The sequence below is a fragment of the Rhabdochromatium marinum genome, from assembly GCF_016583795.1.
GTDB lineage: Bacteria > Pseudomonadota > Gammaproteobacteria > Chromatiales > Chromatiaceae > Rhabdochromatium > Rhabdochromatium marinum.
In genome coordinates this window covers 19929-41328 of sequence record NZ_NRRS01000026.1, presented here as the reverse complement: position 1 = coordinate 41328, position 21400 = coordinate 19929, and the positions used below count along the sequence as shown (strand labels likewise).

The following is a 21400-nucleotide window of genomic DNA, read 5'->3' as shown; positions in this document are numbered from 1 at the left end:
TGGGGCGCTCGCGCGCGCCCCCTGGATTTAGGTGTGAAACAACCACTATCGGGGTAATGTGAAACCAGTCACGTCGATAACAATATCGGTTGAGGCGCCAGCGCCATTCTGTAACGTCAGGCTGAACCAACAGCCTGATTTATCGCCCGGACAGACAGCCGAGAAGACGCTGTTACTCAGCGCAAAAATACCCGGCTGATAGTTCATAGCAGTGCCACTCAATGATGCGCCGTAGGGCTTGACGCCAAGATCATTATTAGCATTACCCTGTGGGTTTACTGCAATGATATTCATAAAAACACCGTTGGCATCGGACGGGATCTCAGGGCAGCCCCAGGGATTCCCCCCTTGCAAGGGGATAGCATCGCCGTAGATATCGATGCTTACCGAGGATTCTGGATCCAAACGAGAGTACCATTCAGCTTCTCGTGTGTCCAATATCCGACACGGAGTAACCGTGTATAGGTTGTTAGGCCCCTGCACTTCAGCCTGTGCAGGTATTGCTGACGTTGCGACTATTCCGATGCCTAGCATTGCTTCAAGAGCGATGGCTTTCCGATTAATCATTTTCATTAGATTCATGAGATGTTTCTTCTTTAACAAGGATTGGGAGGAAAATACTAAAACAAATTTCCCTGTTGCTCCAAATTTTGTGCTCAAAACGCACGCCGCTGGTCGAGTGCTCAAGGGCGAGAAGGGCCAGCTGGCATTCAAGAAAAGACGGCGATTTTGGAAGATCATCACCTGTCAGCGCAAGCACAGCAGGCGCACAATGAGATGCAACAGATGCGGCATGGCGTGCGAATGCTTTCGGGCTTAGTCGGCGCGCGATTCACGATCAAACATGCTTTTCGTCAACCATGCGGTCGATGATATCCATAACCTCGATACTGCTATGTTCCATGCTCTCAAGGGCGGCATGAATACGTTCATGCCGCTCGCTATCGCTTTGCCAAGCGCCGTCGGCGATCAAGTCCAGCAAGTGATGCGCGCTACCATGGACGTTTCGATGTGGCTCCGCCATGGCGTTGAAGGAGGGTACAGCGCTGAACAGTCGTTTGCCGTCGCCCTGTTCGTACCATTGACCAAGGCGGCAATGGTGGTCATCAACGCTCACTGAGTCGACGTATTGCTTTTCGCCATTGGTGTCGAGGGCCATATAAGCGCGCTGTTTATAGATGACATGATCGACCTTAACGAGGGTCGCAAAACTCTTGTCGAGGGCATAATCGGTACGCGCAAGCGTGTCCTTGGCCGAGGCCGAGAATTGTGCGAACCGCCCGGCCAATTCCCCGATGGTGGCGCGAGAGGAATGCGCCAGTTCGCGCGTCACGACCGAACCTTCCTGAAGTGTGGCCGATTCGCGTGCGAGTTGTTCCATGGTGGCACCGATGGAGACGGATGTTGTTTTGGTCCTTTCGGCAAGTTTGCGTACTTCATCGGCCACCACCGCGAAACCGCGTCCGCTTTCGCCAGCGCGCGCCGCCTCGATAGCAGCATTGAGGGCCAGAAGATTGGTTTGATCGGCAATGCCATTAATGAGGCTCACTGCTTGCTGAACTTTCGCGCCTTGCTCGGAGAGTTGCAAAATTGCCTGGCTTTCGTGATCGATTCGTTCGACAATCCCGTTTAGCCGCATGACGACATCATCGACCGTGGTTCGACTGGCCTCGGCGTCATGGTCGGTTCGCCGTGCCTCCTCGAGCACGACTTGCAGTCTTTCGGTAATGAGGTGCATGTCACGTTGCATGTGCGCGAGGTTTTCAAGCAAATTACGCGTGTTAAGATTTTGTACACTGGCAAGCAACTGATTACGTTGTTGCATGTTGCCAAATTGCTCCAATTTTTCTAGCCCATCGGTGATGCGTTCGAGACTGGAACGAAACATTCCATGCATTCCCGCCGTATGGGGTTTGCGTTGATAATGGCCGCGACCGTGTTCTTCGAGCGCCGTGGAAACTTCGCGGAAATAGGTCTCCAGCTGATCCAGCATATCGTTGATGTGCCAGGCAAGTTTTCCCATTCCTTGGTGATTGGCAGCCCCAAGAACACGCTTCTCAAATAAGCCTTCGCTCATTTCGTGCGCTACGGTGTCGATTTGGCTCATAGTGCCGAGCGACTCGCGCGCCAAGAATCTAAGCCAAACACTCAACGCCAGACCAAGGAGTAGCGTCGTCAGCGCGATCCAATCGAAGCCATGCCAGAACCAGGAAAGCACTGCGTTCGCGAGGACGAGCGCGACCATAGCATAAACAATGCGATCAAGCTTGGAGTGCAAGGATGAAGGCTTCATGATTCGCCCCCTGGGCAGCGAGAAAATCGTCGTAAATACGTGCGGAAGCAGCAAGCGCAGCTTGTTTGCCTGCGGTGCGCCGCTCGGCTTGGCGCATGGAACGATACAGTTCTTGAAAGGTCTTGACACCTGCAGCCTTTGGTTTGCGTCGCACCGAAAAGTAACCGATAGGCTGCCCCCGTTGATCGAACGACGGTGTCACATTGGCGAACACCCAATAATAACTCCCATCCTTGGCTAGATTCTTGGTATAAAAATGAAACTCACGCCCGCCTCGAAGAGTGTCCCATAGGCGCTTAAACATCAAACCAGGCATATCGGGATGACGGACGATATTGTGCGGCGCGCCAAGTAGCTCTTGTTCGGTATAGGAAGACAGGGTCATGAAGATTCGATTGGCATAAGTGATACGACCTTTTGTGTCTGTTTTTGAGACAATGTAGTCATCGTCATTGAGAGTGCGCTCAATGGTATTGGGGATCGTTTTATTGTTCATGATTCGATGCTATTTGGGGCTAGGTTAAGGAATCGGCCAGTCTTGTACTGGTCAGGATTTTTTAATTCCGTCATCAGTTGATGGATACCTTGGCCAATGACCGCCCACGCACACCCAAAAGATAGCAGCCGCTGCTCAACAGGCCGCTCAAGCCCATGACCAGCAACAAGGGTGTAGCGCGGCCATCGTGTAGCAGACTAATCATTGAACCACTCAGCGCGCCAGTGCCAAAGCGCACTGCGCCGCCGAAGGCTGAGGCGGTGCCGGCTAGATCGGGGAAATCGGCCATGAAGCCGGCCATGGCATTGCCCATGACCAAGGCGGTCGTGCTGAGATAGGCACCGGTCAGGAGCGCGATCAGCCATAGACTGGGGTGCGGCAACTGGGTCAGCGCCAACAGCAGCAGTGCGGCCAGTGCTTGCACGCTCAGGCCGATTTGCAGCAGCCGCTCAGCCCCCAGGCGTGGGATCAGCCGCGCGTTGAGCAGGGACACCAGCAGCGCACCGGCGACATTGGCTCCGAACAGCAGGCCGAACAGTTGCGGTGAGATTGCGTGCAGGCTGATGTAGACAAAGGGCGAGCCGATGACAAAGCCCATCAATCCGGCAAAGCTCGCCGAGGCGGTGCCGAGATAGGCCAGCGCACGGCCATGTCGCAGGACGCGTCCGTACTGTAGCAGGGAGGCTTTCATGTGTGCTTGGCGGCGTGCGGGTGGCAAGGTTTCCGGCACCACCTGCCGAAACAGCAGGGCGATGATCAGGGTGATGCCAAGCAAGGTCGCAAACACCCAGCGCCAGGACCCAAGCAGCAACACCAGAGCGCCCAGGCTCGGTGCGATCATGGGCGCCAATCCCATCACCAGCATCACCATGGTCATGACGCGTGCATACTCGTCACGCGCAAAGCGATCACGCACCAGGGCTGGAATGGTCACGGCAATTGCCGCTCCGCCGATGGCTTGCAGACAACGGCCAATCAACAACAGCAGCATCGATGGGGCCAGGGCGCAGCCCAGGCCACCGAGGGCGAACAGCAGCAGCCCGCCGCCAATCAGCGGTCGGCGTCCATACACATCAGACAGTGGCCCGAGCAGCAGTTGGGCACCGGCGAAAAAGCCCAGATAGAGGGTGACGCTGAGCTGCGCGAGCCGGATATCGCTGCCCAGATCATCGGCCAGTGACGGCAGACTGGGGATGTAGAGATCAATGGCAAAGGGCGTCAGGGCAGCGAGTGCCCCAAGGGTGATAAGCAGGATCGGAGGAAAGTGCGCGCGGATGATGTGAGTGTGCTCCCTGAATGAGGTCTTGGTGCCGAGCCGTCAGCCCAGAACAGGCTCCAGTAGCTGGCAGCGCATCATACCGCGCACTGAGTTGATGGCCCACACCGCAGTGGCGCGCTCCAGATCAGCCAGCTTCAGTGGACGCTCGATGATGCGTCCCGCCGCCAGCAGTTCTTCGCGATAGCAGCCAGGCAGTAGGCCGGCGGTAACGGGCGGGGTGTAGCGGCCGCCATCAAGTTCGAGGACGATGTTGGTGAAGGTGCCCTCGGTCAGCTCGTCGCGTTCGTTAAACAGCAGCACTTCATCTCCAGGCACGCTGTGTCGCCCGGCAGCCGCTTGATAAATCTGGCGGTCAGTGGTTTTGTGACGCAGCCGGATGTCGCGGGAATCGATCGGCCGTTCAGCCAGGCGCAGCCGCAGCGGCGCGGACAGCGGGCGCTCACTGAGCGCAGCGCTGGAGATAGTCACCGTGCCCGTGGCCGTCAAGACCAACCTGAGCATGCGCGGCGCGGATGGCTGGTTGCGGGTGGCGTCGATCGCCGCTGCCAGATGCCGCTGGAGCGTGGCCTCGTCAAAAGGGAATCCAAACAGTCGTGCGCTCTTACGCAGTCGCTGCAGATGGCGTTGTTTCAGGAACACCTGGCCATCGGTTTGCAACAACATGGTCTCGATCAGAGCAAAACTCGGCGCCGTGTCGGCAAGCAGGCTGGCCTTGAGCCGCAGTTCGGCCCATTCCCGATCAAGCTGGCTGTCCCAAACAATGCCGCCACCGCTGCCATATTCGGCCAGGCCCAAGCGGCGATAGGCCACCAGGGTGCGGATGGCGACATTCCAATAGGTGCGTTCCGCACCAAGCCGGGCGCCAATGGTGCCGGTATAGAGCCCGCGTGGAGAGGATTCCAGTGCGGCGATGATCTCCATGGCCGCCACCTTGGGCGCACCGGTGATGGACGCGGGCGGAAAGAGCGCGTGCAGGAGCTCATGATCCGTGGCCTCGGTTTCGGCCGTGACCTCGCTGATCATCTGATGCACCCTTGGGTAGTGCTCAAGCGCGAACAGCTTTGGCACGCGCACACGGCCGCTGTGGGCAACGCGTCCGAGATCGTTGCGCACCATGTCGACGATCATGCTGTTTTCCGCGCGTTCTTTGGCGGAGGTCAGCAAGCGGTGCGCGGCCAGTGCGTCGGCTTCGGCTGTTTCCCCCCGAGCGGCGGTGCCTTTCATTGGCCGGCAGCGCACCTGGTGGTGATCGCGCTCGAAAAAGGTTTCCGGGCTGAGGGACAGCACCGTGAATTCATCTGTGTCGATGAACGCCGCGTGAGGACAGCGGTGGCGCGTGGCAAGACGGAGAAAAAGCCGTTGCAGGCCGGCGCGGGTTGGCGACTGCAGCAGTGGAGCGCGATAGCGCTGAGTGAGATTGATCTGGTAGGCATTCCCGGCGGCCAGATGCGCTTTGATGGTCGCGAAGGCACGGGCATAAGCGGCCGGACTCATCTCGGGGTTCCAGGGGCCGAATAAGGGCTCGCGCATCTCAGGGGTAGCATCCGCCTCACAGTCCGCCAAGAGTGCATGAGCGTCCACGGGTTTCAGCGTTGCAAAGCCCGCCATCCACAACAACGGCTGTTTGCGTTGACCGGGATGAAGTCGCAGGCAGGGATCGAACGCCGCAGCGGCCTCGTAAGCCAGACAGTAAAGGCTCGCCGGAACATCGCGGTATGCGAGCCTGGCGGCCAGCAGTGCGCTGACCTTGCTCAGCTCATCTGTGCATACCACCCAAGCCGGATCCTGCAATTGCAACCAGCCGCCGGTCTCGCGGTCATGAAGTAGCGCGTAAGCTGATGGGGTGGTTTCCCCCAGGAAATGAGCCACTTATTCCTCACGGCGTGTTAGTAACTTAGCTGAGCAAATGGCACAGCAGTCCGTCGGCGAGCTTGGGTTCGAACCAGGTGGATTTGGGTGGCATCAGGGCGTTGGCATCGGCGACGGCCATGAGTTCTGCAGCGCTGGTGGGATGCAGGGCCAGGGCCAAGCGCATCTGGCCTTGATCGACCGGCTCGGTCAGGCCGGTGTGGCCGCGACTGCCGCCAACAAAGTCGATGCGGGCATCAGTTCTGGGGTTGTCAATGCCGAGGATGGGCTGAATCAGAAACGCCTGCAGCAGGCTGGCATCGAGCTGTTGTGCCGGGTCACTGGCTGCGGTTTGTTGTGCGCGCACGGTGGGTTTCAGAGTCAGGCGGTACCACTGCTGTTCGAGATAGAGTCCGAAAACGCCAGCGCTGTCGGGAGTGACGGGCTCAGTCTGGGGGGCGAGTTCAAAGTTCTGCTCCAGGCGGCGCAGAAACTCGGTGCGGGTTAGGCCGTTGAGATCACGAATCAGGCGGTTGTAGGCGAGGATTTGCGTCTGCTCCTCGGGGAAGATGACAGCGAGAAAGCCGTTGGCGGCATCAGATACAGCGTCAGCTGCGGCATCAGACGATGCGTTGGCATGCTTGGTTGCGACTCGTGCGGCGGCGGCGCAGCGATGGTGGCCGTCGGCGATGTATAGCGCTCCGAGTGCCTCGTAAGCCGCGCTGAGCTGAGTGATGGCGCCCGGGTCGGTGATGCTCCAGAGCTGGTGGCGCACGCCATCATCAGCGATCAGATCGATCAGTGGCGCGGTATTGCTGTGTTCTTGCAGTAATTGGCTGATGCGGTCATTGCGGCGATGGATTAGAAACACCGGGCCGGTCTGGGCGGACAGTGCCTCGATATGGCGTACGCGGTCGTCTTCCTTAGCCGGGCGGGTCAGCTCATGCTTTTTGATGCGCCCGTCGCGATAGGCAGTGACCGAGGCGGCGGCGGCCAGGCCCGTCTGGCTGTGGGTTCCCTGCGTGAGGCGGTAGAGATAAAAACTCGGGCTTGGGTCGCGCTGTAACAACCCCTGTTGCTGCAGGGCGGCAAAGTTGTCCTGCGCCTTGGCATAGGCGGCGTCTGCGCTGGGGTCGCTGCCTTCCGGCAGATCGATTTCCGGTCGCGACACATGCAGAAAACTGTGCGGCTTGCCCTGAGTTAGGGCACGCGCTTCGTCGGTGCTGACCACGTCGTAGGGTGGGGCAATAATGTCGCCGGCGCGCCCGGGCGCCGGGCGCAAGCCGCAGAAGGGGGTGATAAGTGGCATAATCAGGTCACATTAGGTGGCTGCATGGTAATTGCATGGTGGCAACAGCATAGCAGGGTTCAGGGCATGGCTTCAGCCACCGGCGCGCAGGGCGGCGAGCGGTGGGCGCAGCAGGGGCCGCCAGCTCGCCAGGGTGCCGGCCAGGCCGATGAGCAGGGCACTGCCGGGCACGCCGATCAGCCACAGCCAAGGATCTAGGCTGTAGGGTAGATCGAACACCTGAGTGGCCAGTAGCCAGCCAATCAGGGCGGCGAAGGCGCTGGCCAGCAGTCCGGCCAGCAGCCCCAGGGTGGTGAATTCAACCGCCAGGGCCCCCAGCAGTCGGGTACGACTGGAGCCTAGCGTGCGCAGCACACCGTGCTCGGCGCGGCGAGCGCTCAGGCTGGTCTGAATGCCGGCCACCATCACCAGCAGCCCGGCGATCAGGGTGAAACCGAACACATACTCCACCGCTTGTACGCCCTGGCCAATTACCCGGCGCACTTCGCCCAAGACAGCATCAATATCAATCAGCGTCAGGCTGGGAAACTGCCGCAGCAGCTCGGGAATCCAGGCCTCGCGTCCCGGTGGCAGGTAAAAGCTGGTCACATAGGTGGCCGGCTGTCCGGCCAGCGCTCCCGGCGGGGCAATGACGAAAAAGTTGACATTAAAGCTGTCCCATTGCACTTCGCGCAGACTGGTCACCGGGCCGCTGATGCGCTGTCCAGCGACCCAGAACTCCAGAGTGTCGCCGAGGGCGATATTGAGGGTCTCGGCAATGCCTTCTTCGACGGAAAATTGTGGTGCGGCCTGCGCATCCGGCCACCAGGTACCGGCGATGATGCGATTGTCTGCCTGCGGTGCTTGGGCGAAGCTCAGGTTGAACTCGCGCCGCGCCAGGCGCTCGGCACGCGGATTGTCGAAGGTTTCGGTGTCGATGTTGCGCGTGCCGATGGCGCGCAGCCGCCCGCGCACCATCGGATAGAAGCCGGAGGTGTCCAGGTCGGCGGCAGCAAACTGCTGGCGCAGGGGTTCAACTTCCGGCGGTTGGATGTTGATCAGGAAGCGATTGGGCACCCCCTCGGGCAAACTGGCCTGCCAGTCGCGCAGCAGATCCACTCGCACCACCGCCAGCAACAGCAGGGCCAGTAGTCCGATGCCAAAGCCACTGAGCTGCAAGACCGACTGCGCCGGGCGCCGGCCGATGCCGGCCAGACCCAGACGCCAGATGCCGCGTGTGTGCTGACTGGCGCGGCGTGCGCCCCACACCAGCAGGGCGCCCAACCCCAGCAGTGCCGCTAGAGCGGCAGCGACACCGCCCAGCACACGCAGCGCCAGCTGGACATCGTCCGCCTGCCAGAACAGCAGCAACGCCAGCGCCCCGGCAGCCGCTGCCCCTGCCAATGCCAGGGACGCCGGTGGAGTGCCCAGATCGCGGCGCAGCACGCGCAGTGGTGATACCTGTGCCAGCTGCGCCAGTGGTGGCAGCGCAAAGCCGGCCAGCGCGATCAGTCCGGTGCCATAGCCGATCAGGACTGGGCGCAGGGAGGACGGCGGCAGGCGCTCACTGAACCAGTCGCCCAGAATCCACAACAGCCCATGCTGGGCCAGATAGCCCAGCAGGCTGCCCAGGGTACTGGCCAGCAGGCCCAACCCCAGCAAGCGCCAGGCGAACAGCCGGGTCAGCAGGCCGCGCGGTGCGCCCAGACAGCGCATCACCGCAACGGCGTCGGTCTGTTGATCGACAAAGCGCCGGCTGGCCATGGCCACGGCCGCCCCGGCCACCAGCACGGTGGCCAAGGCGGCCAGATGCAGAAAGCGTGCGGCGCGGTCAATGGCAGAGGCCAGCTCGGGGCGCGCATCCTGAGCCGTCTGGAGTTCAGCATCGGGGGGCAGGCGCGGTGTGATCCAGGTGCTGAAGTCGCGCACGGCGGCTGGTTCGCCAGCCAACAGCAGACGATAATCGACCCGACTGGCCGGGGTGATCAGCCCGGTGGCGTCCAGATCGGCGCCGGCAATCATCACTCGGGGGGCAAACTGCGCCAGCCCGCCGCCGCGATCCGGCTCGTAGCTGAGGATGCCGGTGATGCGAAAGTCCCCGGTGCCCAGACGCAGCATGTCGCCCAGTTGCAGGTCCAGTGTATAGAGCAGCCGGGCTTCGACCCAGGCGCTGCCGGGTGGCGGGCCGTGATGCATCACCGTATCGGGACCATCCGGGCGCTGTTGCACGCGCAGGGCGCCGTGCAGCGGGTAGCCTGGACTGACCGCCTTGGCGCGAACCAGTTGGGTTTGCTCTCCGGACAGTACCACCGAGCGGAAGCTCAGGGTGGTGGCGCTGGTCAGGCCGAACTGTGCGGCCTGATCGTGCCAGGACGTGGGCGCCGGCTGACTGGAGGCGATGACCAGATCGGCGGCCAGCAATTCGCTGCCCTGGCGGTCGATGGCTCCGGCGATGCGATCGGTGAAGAAGCCGACGGCGGTCACAGCGGCGACGGTCAGCACCAGCGCACTGAGCAACAAACCCAGCGACCCGCCGCGCCAGTCGCGTCCGAGCATACGCAGAGCCAGTCGCCAGGGATGACCGGAGGTGGGCTTGGCTGTTATGGAATTGTTCATACGCATTGTTTACTGCAAGCGCCCATCGCGCATGTGCAGGCGCCGATCACAGCGCTCGGCCAGGGCGGGGTCATGGGTTACCAGCACCAGGGCGGCGCCGGCGTCGGCGCGCAGCCGCAGCAAGAGTTCGATAATGCGCGCGCCGGTGTCGGCATCCAGGTTGCCGGTGGGCTCATCGGCGAACAGAATGCGCGGGGCCGGCGCAAAGGCCCGGGCCAAGGCAATGCGCTGCTGTTCCCCACCAGAGAGTTGGCGCGGATAATGGCCGGCCCGTTCCTGCAAGCCTACGGCGGCGAGCGCATCGGCCGCGCGTGCGTCGGCATCGGGATAGCGCCCGGTGGCCAGTTCCAGTGGCAACAGCACATTTTCGCGCGCGGTCAGGGTTGGCAGGAGCTGAAAGTTCTGAAAAACAAAGCCCACTTGGCCTTCGCGCAGGGCGGCGCGACCATCCTCGTCAAGTTCACTCAGCGGCTGACCGCAGAGCCAGACTTCGCCACCACTGGGTCGATCTAGTCCGGCCAGCAACCCAAGCAGGGTGGATTTGCCAGAGCCGGAGGCGCCGAGAATGGCTACTGCTTCACCCGGGGCGACATCGAGGTCCAAAGCGCGCAAAATGGACAGGTTGCCGCCGGGGCCGTGGAGGTTTTTTTCCACCCCCTGGGCGCGGCATAGGGGCGAGGCTTGCGTGAGCTGATCGGATTCCTTCATGCTTTTCCTGGTAAATTGAGCGGTTGGCCGTGGTTGGGGTGAGATGATAGCGGATGGGTCTTGGCAATATGGCGATGATGAGGCGAATCAACCAGGGGGCTGATGGGCGGATGATGCTGACGCGGGTGCTCCTGACGGGCTTGGTGATCATCGGGCTGACCGCATTAGCTGGCCTGGCGGCGGCGGAGCCAGCGGCGGTGCGCTGGTTGGTGCTGGGCGACAGCCTAAGCGCGGCCTATGGGCTGAATATCCGCGATGGCTGGGTGGCCCAACTGGAACAGCGCCTGAGTCAAGAGGGCGGTTGTCGCACAGACGATCCCGAGTCAGGGGTTAGTTCAGCGAATGGTTCAGCCGGTGGCCCTGGGATTGAGGTCATCAATGCTAGTATTTCCGGTGAAACCACTGCCGGTGGATTGGAGCGCCTGCCGGCGCTGCTGGCTGATGATCACCCGCAGGCGGTGATCATTGCCTTGGGCGCCAACGATGGTCTGCGCGGCTTTCCGATGGCAGACATCCGGGAGCGACTGGTACAGCTGGTACTCATGGCCCGCAAGGCCGGAGCTTCGGTGCTGCTGCTGGGTGTGCGTCTACCGCCCAACTATGGTGCGGTCTACAGTGAGGGCTTTCAACGTATGTATGCCGAGGTGGCCGAACAGACCGGGGTTGCGCTGGTGCCGCGCATGCTGGAAGCCGTTGCCGAGCGCTGGGACCTGATGCAGGAAGACGGGTTGCATCCCACTGCCGCAGCACAACCGATGATTCTTGATACCCTTTGGCCCGCTATGCAGGAGCACTTGCTACGATGCGATTAGGAATCGACGAACTGCTGAGCCAGCCAGCGCTGCGCGCTGAGCTGCGCGGACCGCGAGTGGCTTTGCTGGGACACTCGGCCTCGGTGAACCATGTCGGGCGCCACACCCTGGATGCGCTGATTACCGTTGGTGCCGTGGAACTGGTGGCCGCCTTTGGGCCCCAGCACGGCATGCGCGGCGACAAGCAGGACAACATGATCGAGTCCGATGATTACATCGACCCGGTGTATCGGATTCCGGTGTTCAGTCTTTATGGTCAGGTGCGCTACCCGACCGACGAGATGCTGGCCACCTTTGATATTCTGCTGATCGATTTGCAGGACATCGGTACCCGCATCTATACCTATGTCACCACGCTAGCGAACATGCTGAGCGCCTGTGCGGAGCATGGCAAACAGGTATGGGTGCTGGATCGTCCCAATCCAGCCGGTCGTCCGGTGGAAGGCCGTCTGCTGGAGCCAGGCTGGGAGAGCTTTGTTGGCGCCGGGCGCCTGCCGATGCGCCATGGCCTCACCTTTGGCGAGCTGGCACGCTGGTTCGTGGCTGAGCGGCAGCTGGATCTGGAGCTGCGCGTCATCCCGATGCAAGGTTATGATCCACAGGCTGCGCCCGGCTTTGGCTGGCCGCGCGATGAGATTCCCTGGGTGAATCCCAGTCCCAACGCCTCTTCGCTGAACATGGTGCGCTGCTTTCCGGGCACCGTGCTGATTGAGGGCACCCTGCTCTCAGAAGGGCGCGGCACCACCATGCCGCTGGAGGTGGTGGGTGCACCGGAGCTGGATGTTGGTCGCTTGCTGCGCCGCATGGAGAGCCTGGCCGCCGACTGGATGGACGGCTGTCTGGTGCGCGGCTGCACCTTCGCGCCCATGTTTCAAAAGCATGCGGGTGAACTCTGTCAGGGGATTCAAATCCACACCGATAGCGCCCATTATGCCCACGAGCGGTTTCGTCCCTACCGGCTGGTGGCGTTGTTGCTCAAGGCGGTGCGCCTGGAGTACCCGGACGCGCCGCTGTGGCGCGATTTTCCCTATGAATACGAAAGCGAGCGCTTGGCGATTGATCTGATCGACGGTGGTCAGGGATTGCGCGCCTGGGTGGATGATCCTCAGGCCGAGCCGGGCGATCTGGATGCGCGTCTGTGCGCAGATGAGACGCGCTGGTGCGAAATACGCCAACCATTTTTGCTCTACCCTTGAGACGCTGTTTTTAATACCACTGACCGGAACTGCCAAGCATGACTGAGCATGATTCCTCCAAAGCCCTGATTACCGCTCCGCGCACCGCTGAGGTACTGCGCCAGACGCTGGAGACTGAAGTGCGGGTGGCGCTGAACCTCGATGGCGACGGCCAGGCGGCGATTGCCACCGGCGTGCCTTTTCTCGATCACATGCTGGATCAGGTGGCCCGCCATGGGCTGATCGATCTCAGTATTGCCGCACGCGGGGATTTGGCCATTGACGCCCACCACACCGTGGAAGATGTCGGCATTACGCTCGGGCAGGCGCTGCGCAAGGCGCTGGGCGACAAATCCGGCATTGTGCGTTACGGGCACGCCTATGTGCCGCTGGACGAGGCGCTGTCGCGTGTTGTGATTGACCTCTCTGGGCGGCCCGGTCTGATCTTTCAGGTGACCTTCACCCGCGCGCGTGTTGGGGAGTTCGATGTTGATCTGTTCCAGGAATTCTTCCAGGGACTGGTCAATCATGCCGCACTCACCCTGCATCTGGATAATCTGCGCGGCACCAATGCGCATCATCAGGCGGAAACCCTGTTTAAGGCCTTCGGGCGTGCTCTGCGGATGGCTGTGGAACCGGATCCGCGCATGGCCGGGCGGATGCCATCGACCAAGGGTCAGCTGTAACCAATTGATGTTATGTTAATTTGAGGAATACAAGATGTCTGAAATAGACGATTTTGCCTGTTTGCGTCACTCGCCACTGACTGCGAATCTCGACGATGATCAGGTTCGGGCGCTGGCCGGTATTGCCTGCTGTCGGCGTTTGAATGATCAGGAATTGCTCATTGAAGAAGGGCGCGTTGACAACAGCCTGCATATCATTACCGAAGGCGCGCTGGCCGTCACCCGTGATCTGGGTAAGGGTGAGTTCACCACTATTCACGTCCTGCGCTCAGGCGATATGGCCGGGGAAATGGGCTTTATCAGCGGACGCCCGCATACCGCCTCCCTGCGTTCCCTGGGCAACACGCAGGTATGCAGTATCGAGCGCGACGCCTTCGAGTCCCTGCTGCTTGATTACCCCTGGATGGTGTATCGAGTAATGCAGAACATTGTCCAAGTGGGACAGGACATTTTGCGACGCATGAACTCACAGTATGTCGAGCTGACCAAGTACATCAATCGCTCGCATGCGCTCTATTGAAAATGTGAGCTTGTGTAACACTGGGGGGCAGGGCTTTTTGCAACGAATAAAGTACTTTTGTTGTGAACAGCCTGGTACCCCAGGCCATGCGCGAGGACTCTATTTCAGGGCGTACTGCCGCAGAAAAATCGCATCCACTTGCAGTGATTGCCCAGTATGGAGGTCTATAAAGCTTTGATGAATTGACCAAAGTGTGAATCCTTCAGCTTCCATGCGGTCGATCATTTCACGCCACAGTCGCTGGCCGTCATAAAGCGGGACTAATGACAACTCCAGCAAGACACCTTGGGCGCGCTTGAGTGTATCAGCCGCGCCATCAAGCACCTGCCATTCAAAGCCTTGTGTATCGATTTTTATGAATGGCTGAGAAGTATTGTCGAGATACTGTGCAGCGACAGAATCGAGCTGAATCAGTGGTGTGCTTTCGACGGCTACATAGGACGAATCAAGCGCAGCAGACAAGTGCGAATCCAGCATCGGCAGCACAGATGATGACACTGAATTAGCCGCAATGTTAATTTCGATTTTGCCATCATGGTCCCCTACCGCAGCACGCGGATGAACCCACCAAGCCGCATCCTTACGAGCCGCCTTACATAATTTCTCATGTTCGATGGATAGCGGTTCGAAACTAATGATTTTTCCACGAAAGCCGGCCGAGCGTAGTTCTTGGGCAAATTGACCGATATTCGCGCCGATGTCGAATACAAGATTTGATTGGACCTGACTTAGGGCAGCGAGCAACTGAACGCTTGGGTTGCTCGCGGGGGTTAATACATGAATATCCCAGCCTAGTAAATTGATTACTCGTTTAATGAGTTTTTTCATTTTGCTTTTAATTTTTTTATCAGCGAATTCAATTGACGCAATCCTGGGGTCAATAAAAATAGAGACTTAAAATAGTTATACCAGCTCGCTCCAAACCAGTAACGAGAAATAAATTGATCTGCTAGTTGGTTTGCCCTGTATTGATTTGGGTGCCTTAAAGAAAGCGACATCTCCTGTTCGACTAAATTGCTTAGGATGGGGTACGATTTTTTTGTGTGAGTTGCGTCATCAGAGAACCCAATGTTTCTAACTAGATTAACGCCAGGCAAAATTGTTAATCCTCCGCCAGTCCAGCAAGAGTAAATCCATTGATAATCCCAAGTGTCAATAATGCCATCATAAGTTTTATCAAGAATTCTTTTCCAGGTTAATCTCTCAATAAATGTCAACCGAGGTTTTTTGGTCGGCAGGTTGTTTTTTTTATAGGAAGGCCAGCTGGATAATTCTAAGTCATACTTATTCCATGCGCGCCGCCACGTGGCCCAGCCCCACATTAAAGCATAATTTGAAAATAAATAGCTCTCATTTGTTTTTTTGTTGATAAGCGTACTTTCAAATATATTTGTTCCTGCAATTGACATAATACGTTCTTCATTTTTATATCGCTCCAAAATTTGGTCGCAAAACCAGAAAAAACTCTGGCTCGGCAAGCAATCATCTTCAAGAATAATTCCCTGCTCCTCTTGCTCAAAAAACCAAGTAATCCCACGACTGACAGCATATTTGCATCCCAAATTTTCTGCCCTAAACAGCGTTTTGACTTCGCATGACCAGTCCACTGCTGTAACGATCTTTCGCACCTTGGCAACCTTCTCAGCATCGTCAGGCCGATTTGAGCGCGGACCATCGGCTGCCACATAGAGACGCGGTACCTTGGCCTTGCGGATGGCTGCGAAGACTTGCGCCGTGGCGTCGGGGCGGTTGAAGACCAAAAAGAGCACTGCGGTTTGGAGCGGCATGGGTGGCTCGAAATGATGGGATTTTGGATGGTTATTTGGCGTCATGGGTGCCCTGAGTACCAGGGGGTTCACTATGCTCAGCACGGCCCCTTCTTCAGCCGTTCGTTGAAATAGGCAATCGTTCGTTTCAGCCCTTCTTCCAGTGAGACGGTTGGTTTCCATTCTAACGAATTGTGTGCTAGCGTGATGTCCGGCTGACGCTGTTTGGGGTCGTCTGTCGGCAGCGGTTTGTAGATGAGTTGCGAACGTGATCCCGTCAGCTCGCGAATCTTCTCCGCCAACTCAATCATGGTGAATTCGTCTGGGTTACCGAGATTGACCGGTCCGCTGAACTCTTCGGGCATGTGCATCAGGCGCAGAATGCCCTCAATCAGGTCGTCAACATAGCAAAAGGAGCGCGTCTGGTTACCGTCGCCGTAGATAGTGATGGGTTCGTTCTTCAATGCCTGAACAATGAAATTGGATACCACACGGCCGTCCTTGGCGTGCATGCGTGGGCCGTAGGTATTGAAGATGCGCGCAATTTTTATGCATAGACCATGCTGGCGGCGGTAATCAAAAAAGAGGGTCTCGGCGCAGCGCTTGCCTTCGTCATAGCAGGAGCGTGGGCCGATGGGATTGACTTTCCCCCAGTAACTTTCCAGCTGTGGATGCACTTCGGGATCACCGTAGACTTCGCTGGTGGATGCCTGGAATATACGCGCACCGGTACGCTTGGCTAACCCCAGCATATTGATTGCGCCATGAACACTGGTTTTGGTCGTCTGTACCGGGTCGTGCTGGTAGTGGATCGGGGAAGCGGGACAGGCCAGATTGTAGATCTCGTCCACCTCAACATAGAGCGGAAAGGTGACATCGTGGTGCATTAGCTCGAAGTGCGGGTGATCTCGCAGATGGACGATGTTGTCCTTGGTGCCAGTAAAGAAGTTATCGAGGCAGATAATGTCCTGGCTGTCAGCGAGCAGGCGCTCACAGAGATGCGAGCCGAGAAAACCTGCACCACCAGTGATGAGGATACGGGAACGAGCATTGTATTGTTTCATGTCGTCTTTGCCATGATTAAAGTTTGTTATTCGTGTTCTTGAAAAAAACGGTGTTCACGCATTTCGCATACAGGGCATAGCCAGCATCGAGCATCAGCCTTGCTATTGCGCTGTTTTCAATGTCATGCAAGCTGCTGTCCAGCATTTCCACAAGAACAAATTTAGGGCGATATTTCGACCAATCGTTTGACTGCAATACTTCCCAGTCCAACCCTTCGACATCAATTGACATGAAATCAATTTCTTGTCCATGTGGTAAATAATGATCGAAAACAGATGACAGCGGAAGTACTGTTACTTTAATAATTTTTTCAATTTGATCTGCTGATTGGGTGTCATGTCTGTGCAATGAGAGTTCTGGTGAAAAGCTGTTTAATGCCGGCTCATTAAAAACATAGTAATCAAGCTGTTTTTTCTCGTTGCCGATGCCAAACTCAAGATTAATGTCATTTGGACGCCATCGGTGAAACAAGCGCATTGACCCCGGCATGGCATCAATGTTGATTCCTGACCATCCCCGCCGGTAGAAAAGATAGGTATTGGAGAAGCGCTTCGGGTGGTGAGCACCCACATCGACATAAAATCCAGACGACTGTTGCGCAAAAATCCGCAACAATATTTGATCCTCACCTTCCTGTGACCAAGAACGACCAGCCCATGGATCCCAGGTCATGCAGGAAATTGCTCTTTTAATTAAATTTTTTGCAGATTCTGGAAGGTGTTTTTTGATTAGGTTTGAATAACGGTGCTGCAATTCATGAATCATGTGCATGTGTATTTATGACTGCTCTTCTGATTGATGAAAAAATATTGAGCGCCTGAGCTTTCATCAAAAACATTTGTTTGGTTTCTTTTTGAAAGGCATCCGCCAGGAATGCAGCCGTGGCATAAGAGATGACAGTTGCAATTGCTGCACCTACTGGCCCGAATCGTGGAATTAGCACTCCATTGAGGGCGATATTCACCAAGGCTCCTAACAAGGTGCGCTGGAAATGCAAAATCTGTCGATTCTCGGCAAGAAACCATTGACTTCCGGCGACACCGAGAAACACAAATACTGCGGCCCAGATGTGAATGGCCAGTATCGGCCCGGACGCGGAAAATGCTTCGCCAAACAGTTGTTTGATCACTGGCGTTGAAAAAAACAGCGTTGGAAATGCCACACCAACTGACAGCCAGACCATGAGGTCATAAAGCTGTTGCAATCGTTGATAGTACAGGGCGTTACTGTGCTTCCTGGTTTCCAGTATTGAAGGAAAAACTGACGCTACGATCATCATCGGGATGAAATACCAGAGTTCGCTGATACGCACGGCTGCGCTGTAAATTCCAGCTGCTTCATCGCCTATCATCAGCCCAAGCATGATTTGGTCGATTTTCATGTAGATGACAATCGCAATGCCGGATAGCAGCAGTGGCCAACTATCAGTCAATAATTGTCTGGCACGCGTTAAATTGACTTGCAGGCGTCGCAATCCCGGGCCGCGCCAATTCAGCATGGCGACCATCAAGATGGCCACCAGGAGGGCTTCAGCCATCATTGCCCAAGCGAAGGCAATCAGGGGGGCGTTTAGCAGCATTAGCGCCACCTTGATCGCAGCGAAGACAAGAAAGCTGCCATTCTGCACCCAGACCGTATATTTGGACAGCACCTGGGATTCAAACCAGTACAACGCCACATCACTGGCTTTGAACAGCATCACAGAACCAAGGATGGCAACCAGCAATCGGACCAGACTGTCTTCGGGACGCAGCCAGAAGATGGTTCCCAGGATCAGGCCATAGGCGATCAGTCCACCTCCAAATTGCAGACCCGCTGCTGTGCCCAAGGTAGCCATTTTGCTATCTGGCTTGCGCACAATGTCTCGCACCACAATGCCCTGCAATCCAAGACCGGCGATAGCAGCGAAGAGACTAACGAAGGCAGTAGCAAAGCTCAGCAGGCCGAATTGTTGCGGTCCGAGGTAACGCGCGATCCACACGCCCACCAAGAGTCCGACCCCCATGCGTAGAATTTTGTCAAAGAATAACCAGCCGATGTTCTTGACGATCTTGAGAAGATTCGGCCGATGCGTGATGCGGTGGCGGATTAAGCCGGGGATGAGGTAGAGCAAAATAAGCGCAAAGTCTTGCGTAGAAGAAAGGCTGTGAATTTGAGTCCAAATAATACCCGGGCGATAGACTCTGGTAAAGGCTTCAGGAAGTGGCTTCTTATGTAGTTCATTTCTTTGAATGCAGTCCAGAGTTTGCGCGAGCTGGCACCTTCAACTCCGCATACTGCAATCGTTTGATCAATACATTCAAATGGGATCCTGGAAAAGTAAATTTTCAAGGTTAGTTCATAATCAGAAAGAATTTTTAATGACTTGTTGTAACGCCATGTTGTAAACAAGGAGTGATGATAAAAGGTGCCTTGATGATGAAGGGTGTTATGCAATAAAGTGCGCAGGCCAAGGCTTGAATCAATGCAGCGGCCATCGGTCAGAATAACCCGCCCAGATATAACGGGAGCTGTGGTGTCTGCTCCAATAATTTCGGTGAATACCTTGGAAATTGTTTCGGGAGAGAAGAGTCTATCATCAGCGCCGAGAAAATAAATCCAATCGCCTGTGGCCTTGTCCAGAGCTTTGTTCATTGCATCATAGATACCGTTATCCGGTTCACTTATCCATAGTGCAATCTGTTCACTGTGCTGTTGTATAATTTCAACCGTACCGTCAGTCGATGCATTATCAAGAATGATGTATTCAATGTTCGGGTAAGTTTGAGCAGTGACACTGGCAATGGACGCTTCTACAGTTGCGCTGGCATTGTGCGTGGCCGTTATAATCGTTAAAGAAGGCATACCGCCTTGCTGATTGATTGGCCTTTCAGGATTTAACAGCCACGCCGGATTTGGATCGTCACTCTGTCGTTGTGTGTCTTGACGCTGTATGAGTTTCCGAAAGCCTACCGGACGTAACATAGCAAAAAACCAGCTTGTTTCAATGACGCAGGAGTACTCGATAGCCTATCCACACCAACAGCGCTGAGGCCAACACATCACTGAGAAAATGCCCGCCGCTGGCAATGCGGATCAGACCGATGCTCAGAGCGTAGCTGAGGGCGAGCACAAACCAAATACTGCGTACCGAGCGCAATTCTGCGGCGACTACGACCAGAAAAAAGGCTGCCGCAGCATGGCCGGAGCTGAAAGAACCACCATCTTGAGTCGAGGGCACAAAGGCTGGAGTGAAACTTTTGGTGCCTCCGAAGATACTTAGATCGACCGGCCGGGCGCGACCCAGGTGTTCTTTCAAGCCCTGGTTTACCAGCAGACCGGGCACCAGCGCCAACAGCGCCAGCAGCAGCAACAGCTGACGCCCGGTTGGCGGCCCACAGTGATCAGCACGGCGGTCCGGACAGCGCGGTGGCTGGCGTCCTCTCCACCAGGCAATCAGTAACACGACCAGTACCGTAATCAAGACAACATCAAGTGAGTGATACAGGAGTCGCTCCCACCAGAGTCCATTGATCACAAAGCCGGCTTGTGGGTCGAAAAACATTCGCGAGATAGCCAGATCAAGCTCAGGAAAGGCGAGCATGAGATCAGCACAGGCAAAAAAGGCGATCCACAGCCAATACGGGACGCCGAGCAGTTGGTCTTTGGCTATCATGCAAGGGGATTCCGGTGCAGCGCATCCGTCAGCGGCGCCCGCTGTCCGCTGATCTGTTCGCTGATTTGTATGCCGAGCGCGCGCAGATAGGCCGCCGCGCTCTGTTCGACCTGATAGGGCGCGAGCGTTGCGGCGAGTGCCTGCGGGTTGGGCCGGGCATCGAGCCAGTGGTGAATGGCGCTGGCCATGGCCTGGTGATCCTGGCGGGGCACCAGGGTGCCACAGCGGGTATCGGTGAGCACCTCGGCAGAGCCGCCCGGACAGTCGGTGGCTACGACCGGCACCTGGAGGCCGAGGGCTTCAATCAGTGCCACCGGCAGACCTTCCCACAGGGAGCTGAGCACGAAGATGCGCGCACGGCTCAGATAAGCATAGGGGTTGGTCTGGAAACCCGGCAACTGCATGTCTTGCTCAATATTGAGCGTATGGGCCAGCTTAAGCAGCGTATCGCGGCGGCGGCCGCGACCGAGAATCATCAGGCGGCACGGACGCTGGCGCCGCACCAGGGCAAAGGCCTGGAGCAGGGTTTCAAACTGCTTGCGATAGCTCAGTTCACCCAAGCCCATAATGACCGGCGGTTCACCGGCAGCCAGCCAGGGATGTGGCACCGGCTGCGTGGCCAGGGTGTGCAGGGTTGGGGTCAAAATCGGGCTACGAATAACCTCAATCTGTGCGGCGGGGAGTCCGGAAAACTCTTGCAAATCCTGCTTGACCGCTGTGGCTGGCACGATGATCCGATCTGCCAGCGGATACAGATGGCGCATCGATAGCCGTTGCACGAAGCGTTCGAAGGAACCGCGTTCCGCCAGATTCACCGAAACCGCTGTGCCGAGGCGCACACCCAGTTGCGTTGGCACTCGGGCGATATGCCGCGCCACAATCGCGGTGCGGTTGACGCGGTCTTTATCGCACAGTAGCGCAACCGGGCGCTCACGGCGCAGATACTTCACCAAGGCCGGCAGGGCAGTTGCGACATGCGCGGTCCCGAGATCAATCACGCGCGCCTGGGATAGACCCACACCGTCAACTGTCGGCCCATGCTTGCGCACATGCAGCAGGTCGACGCCCAGGCCCCAGACATCGAATTGCCGGGTCAGATTCTGCACGATGCGATCGACACCGCTATGCCCGGAGGTGGCGGCGAAAATGGCTAGGCGTGTAGGCTTGGTTGCCATAGCAGGTTTGGTTGCAAT

Annotated in this window: 20 protein-coding genes and 1 pseudogene; 4 read left to right on the top strand and 17 right to left on the bottom strand. The window is 57.4% G+C overall.

Annotation, left to right across the window (positions count from 1 at the left end; all coding sequences use genetic code 11):
- Positions 1-45: 45 nt before the first annotated feature.
- The 9 genes and pseudogenes from CKO36_RS09630 to CKO36_RS09595 form a co-directional block, all read right to left on the bottom strand.
- Positions 46-660: a hypothetical protein gene (locus tag CKO36_RS09630; RefSeq protein ID WP_200283841.1), complete on the bottom strand. Its 615-nt coding sequence runs from the start codon at positions 658-660 to the stop codon at positions 46-48.
- Positions 661-838: 178 nt separating this feature from the next.
- Complete coding sequence (locus CKO36_RS20430) at positions 839-1381, bottom strand: CZB domain-containing protein (RefSeq protein ID WP_420826322.1); 543 nt, start codon at positions 1379-1381, stop codon at positions 839-841.
- Between the two features lie 18 nt (positions 1382-1399).
- Positions 1400-1639 (bottom strand): annotated as a pseudogene (locus CKO36_RS20425) (methyl-accepting chemotaxis protein); the annotation flags it as partial.
- 622 nt (positions 1640-2261) lie between these two features.
- Positions 2262-2789 carry a PAS domain-containing protein gene (locus tag CKO36_RS09620; protein ID WP_200283839.1) on the bottom strand — a complete coding sequence of 176 codons (528 nt, stop codon included), beginning with the start codon at positions 2787-2789 and terminating at the stop codon, positions 2262-2264.
- A 73-nt stretch (positions 2790-2862) separates the two neighbouring features.
- Positions 2863-4035: a Bcr/CflA family multidrug efflux MFS transporter gene (locus CKO36_RS09615; protein ID WP_338053448.1), complete on the bottom strand. Its 1173-nt coding sequence runs from the start codon at positions 4033-4035 to the stop codon at positions 2863-2865.
- A gap of 72 nt (positions 4036-4107) precedes the next feature.
- On the bottom strand, positions 4108-5937 hold the full coding sequence (locus CKO36_RS09610; protein WP_200283838.1) for a chorismate-binding protein: 1830 nt from the start codon (positions 5935-5937) through the stop codon (positions 4108-4110).
- Positions 5938-5962: 25 nt separating this feature from the next.
- Complete coding sequence (locus CKO36_RS09605; RefSeq protein WP_200283837.1) at positions 5963-7225, bottom strand: DUF1015 domain-containing protein; 1263 nt, start codon at positions 7223-7225, stop codon at positions 5963-5965.
- Between the two features lie 72 nt (positions 7226-7297).
- Positions 7298-9820 carry an ABC transporter permease gene (locus CKO36_RS09600; RefSeq protein ID WP_200283836.1) on the bottom strand — a complete coding sequence of 841 codons (2523 nt, stop codon included), beginning with the start codon at positions 9818-9820 and terminating at the stop codon, positions 7298-7300.
- Between the two features lie 9 nt (positions 9821-9829).
- Positions 9830-10528 carry an ABC transporter ATP-binding protein gene (locus CKO36_RS09595; RefSeq protein ID WP_200283835.1) on the bottom strand — a complete coding sequence of 233 codons (699 nt, stop codon included), beginning with the start codon at positions 10526-10528 and terminating at the stop codon, positions 9830-9832.
- A 74-nt stretch (positions 10529-10602) separates the two neighbouring features.
- On the opposite strand from CKO36_RS09595, the gene CKO36_RS09590 reads away from it, so the two are divergent.
- From CKO36_RS09590 to CKO36_RS09575, 4 genes are read left to right on the top strand one after another with little or no spacing between them, the layout of a single operon-like run.
- Complete coding sequence (locus tag CKO36_RS09590) at positions 10603-11340, top strand: arylesterase (protein WP_242469499.1); 738 nt, start codon at positions 10603-10605, stop codon at positions 11338-11340.
- Positions 11331-12536, top strand: coding sequence for an exo-beta-N-acetylmuramidase NamZ family protein (locus CKO36_RS09585; protein WP_200283834.1), 1206 nt, complete (start codon positions 11331-11333; stop codon positions 12534-12536). Before CKO36_RS09590 ends, CKO36_RS09585 begins: the two co-directional genes overlap by 10 nt.
- A 38-nt stretch (positions 12537-12574) precedes the next feature.
- Positions 12575-13201: an imidazoleglycerol-phosphate dehydratase HisB gene (gene hisB / locus CKO36_RS09580; protein WP_200283833.1), complete on the top strand. Its 627-nt coding sequence runs from the start codon at positions 12575-12577 to the stop codon at positions 13199-13201.
- A gap of 34 nt (positions 13202-13235) precedes the next feature.
- Complete coding sequence (locus CKO36_RS09575; RefSeq protein WP_200283832.1) at positions 13236-13721, top strand: cyclic nucleotide-binding domain-containing protein; 486 nt, start codon at positions 13236-13238, stop codon at positions 13719-13721.
- 99 nt (positions 13722-13820) lie between these two features.
- On the opposite strand, the gene CKO36_RS09570 is transcribed toward CKO36_RS09575, so the two are convergent.
- The 8 genes from CKO36_RS09570 to CKO36_RS09535 form a co-directional block, all read right to left on the bottom strand.
- Positions 13821-14549, bottom strand: a complete 729-nt coding sequence (locus CKO36_RS09570; RefSeq protein ID WP_200283831.1) for an FkbM family methyltransferase — start codon at positions 14547-14549, stop codon at positions 13821-13823.
- Positions 14546-15508, bottom strand: coding sequence for a glycosyltransferase family 2 protein (locus tag CKO36_RS09565; protein ID WP_200283830.1), 963 nt, complete (start codon positions 15506-15508; stop codon positions 14546-14548). Before CKO36_RS09565 ends, CKO36_RS09570 begins: the two co-directional genes overlap by 4 nt.
- A gap of 77 nt (positions 15509-15585) precedes the next feature.
- Positions 15586-16551: a UDP-glucuronic acid decarboxylase family protein gene (locus CKO36_RS09560; RefSeq protein ID WP_200283829.1), complete on the bottom strand. Its 966-nt coding sequence runs from the start codon at positions 16549-16551 to the stop codon at positions 15586-15588.
- A gap of 16 nt (positions 16552-16567) precedes the next feature.
- Complete coding sequence (locus CKO36_RS09555; RefSeq protein ID WP_200283828.1) at positions 16568-17323, bottom strand: FkbM family methyltransferase; 756 nt, start codon at positions 17321-17323, stop codon at positions 16568-16570.
- The gene (locus tag CKO36_RS09550; protein ID WP_200283827.1) at positions 17307-18665 is read right to left on the bottom strand and encodes a flippase; all 1359 of its coding nucleotides are present in this window, start codon (positions 18663-18665) and stop codon (positions 17307-17309) included. Before CKO36_RS09550 ends, CKO36_RS09555 begins: the two co-directional genes overlap by 17 nt.
- On the bottom strand, positions 18641-19516 hold the full coding sequence (locus CKO36_RS09545; RefSeq protein ID WP_200283826.1) for a glycosyltransferase family 2 protein: 876 nt from the start codon (positions 19514-19516) through the stop codon (positions 18641-18643). The genes CKO36_RS09550 and CKO36_RS09545 overlap by 25 nt, the downstream gene beginning before the upstream one ends.
- Positions 19517-19535: 19 nt before the next feature.
- A complete protein-coding gene (locus CKO36_RS09540) occupies positions 19536-20207 on the bottom strand; it encodes a phosphatase PAP2 family protein (RefSeq protein WP_207161434.1) in 672 nt (223 codons plus the stop codon).
- On the bottom strand, positions 20204-21382 hold the full coding sequence (locus CKO36_RS09535; RefSeq protein ID WP_200283825.1) for a glycosyltransferase: 1179 nt from the start codon (positions 21380-21382) through the stop codon (positions 20204-20206). The genes CKO36_RS09540 and CKO36_RS09535 overlap by 4 nt, the downstream gene beginning before the upstream one ends.
- Positions 21383-21400: the final 18 nt, after the last annotated feature.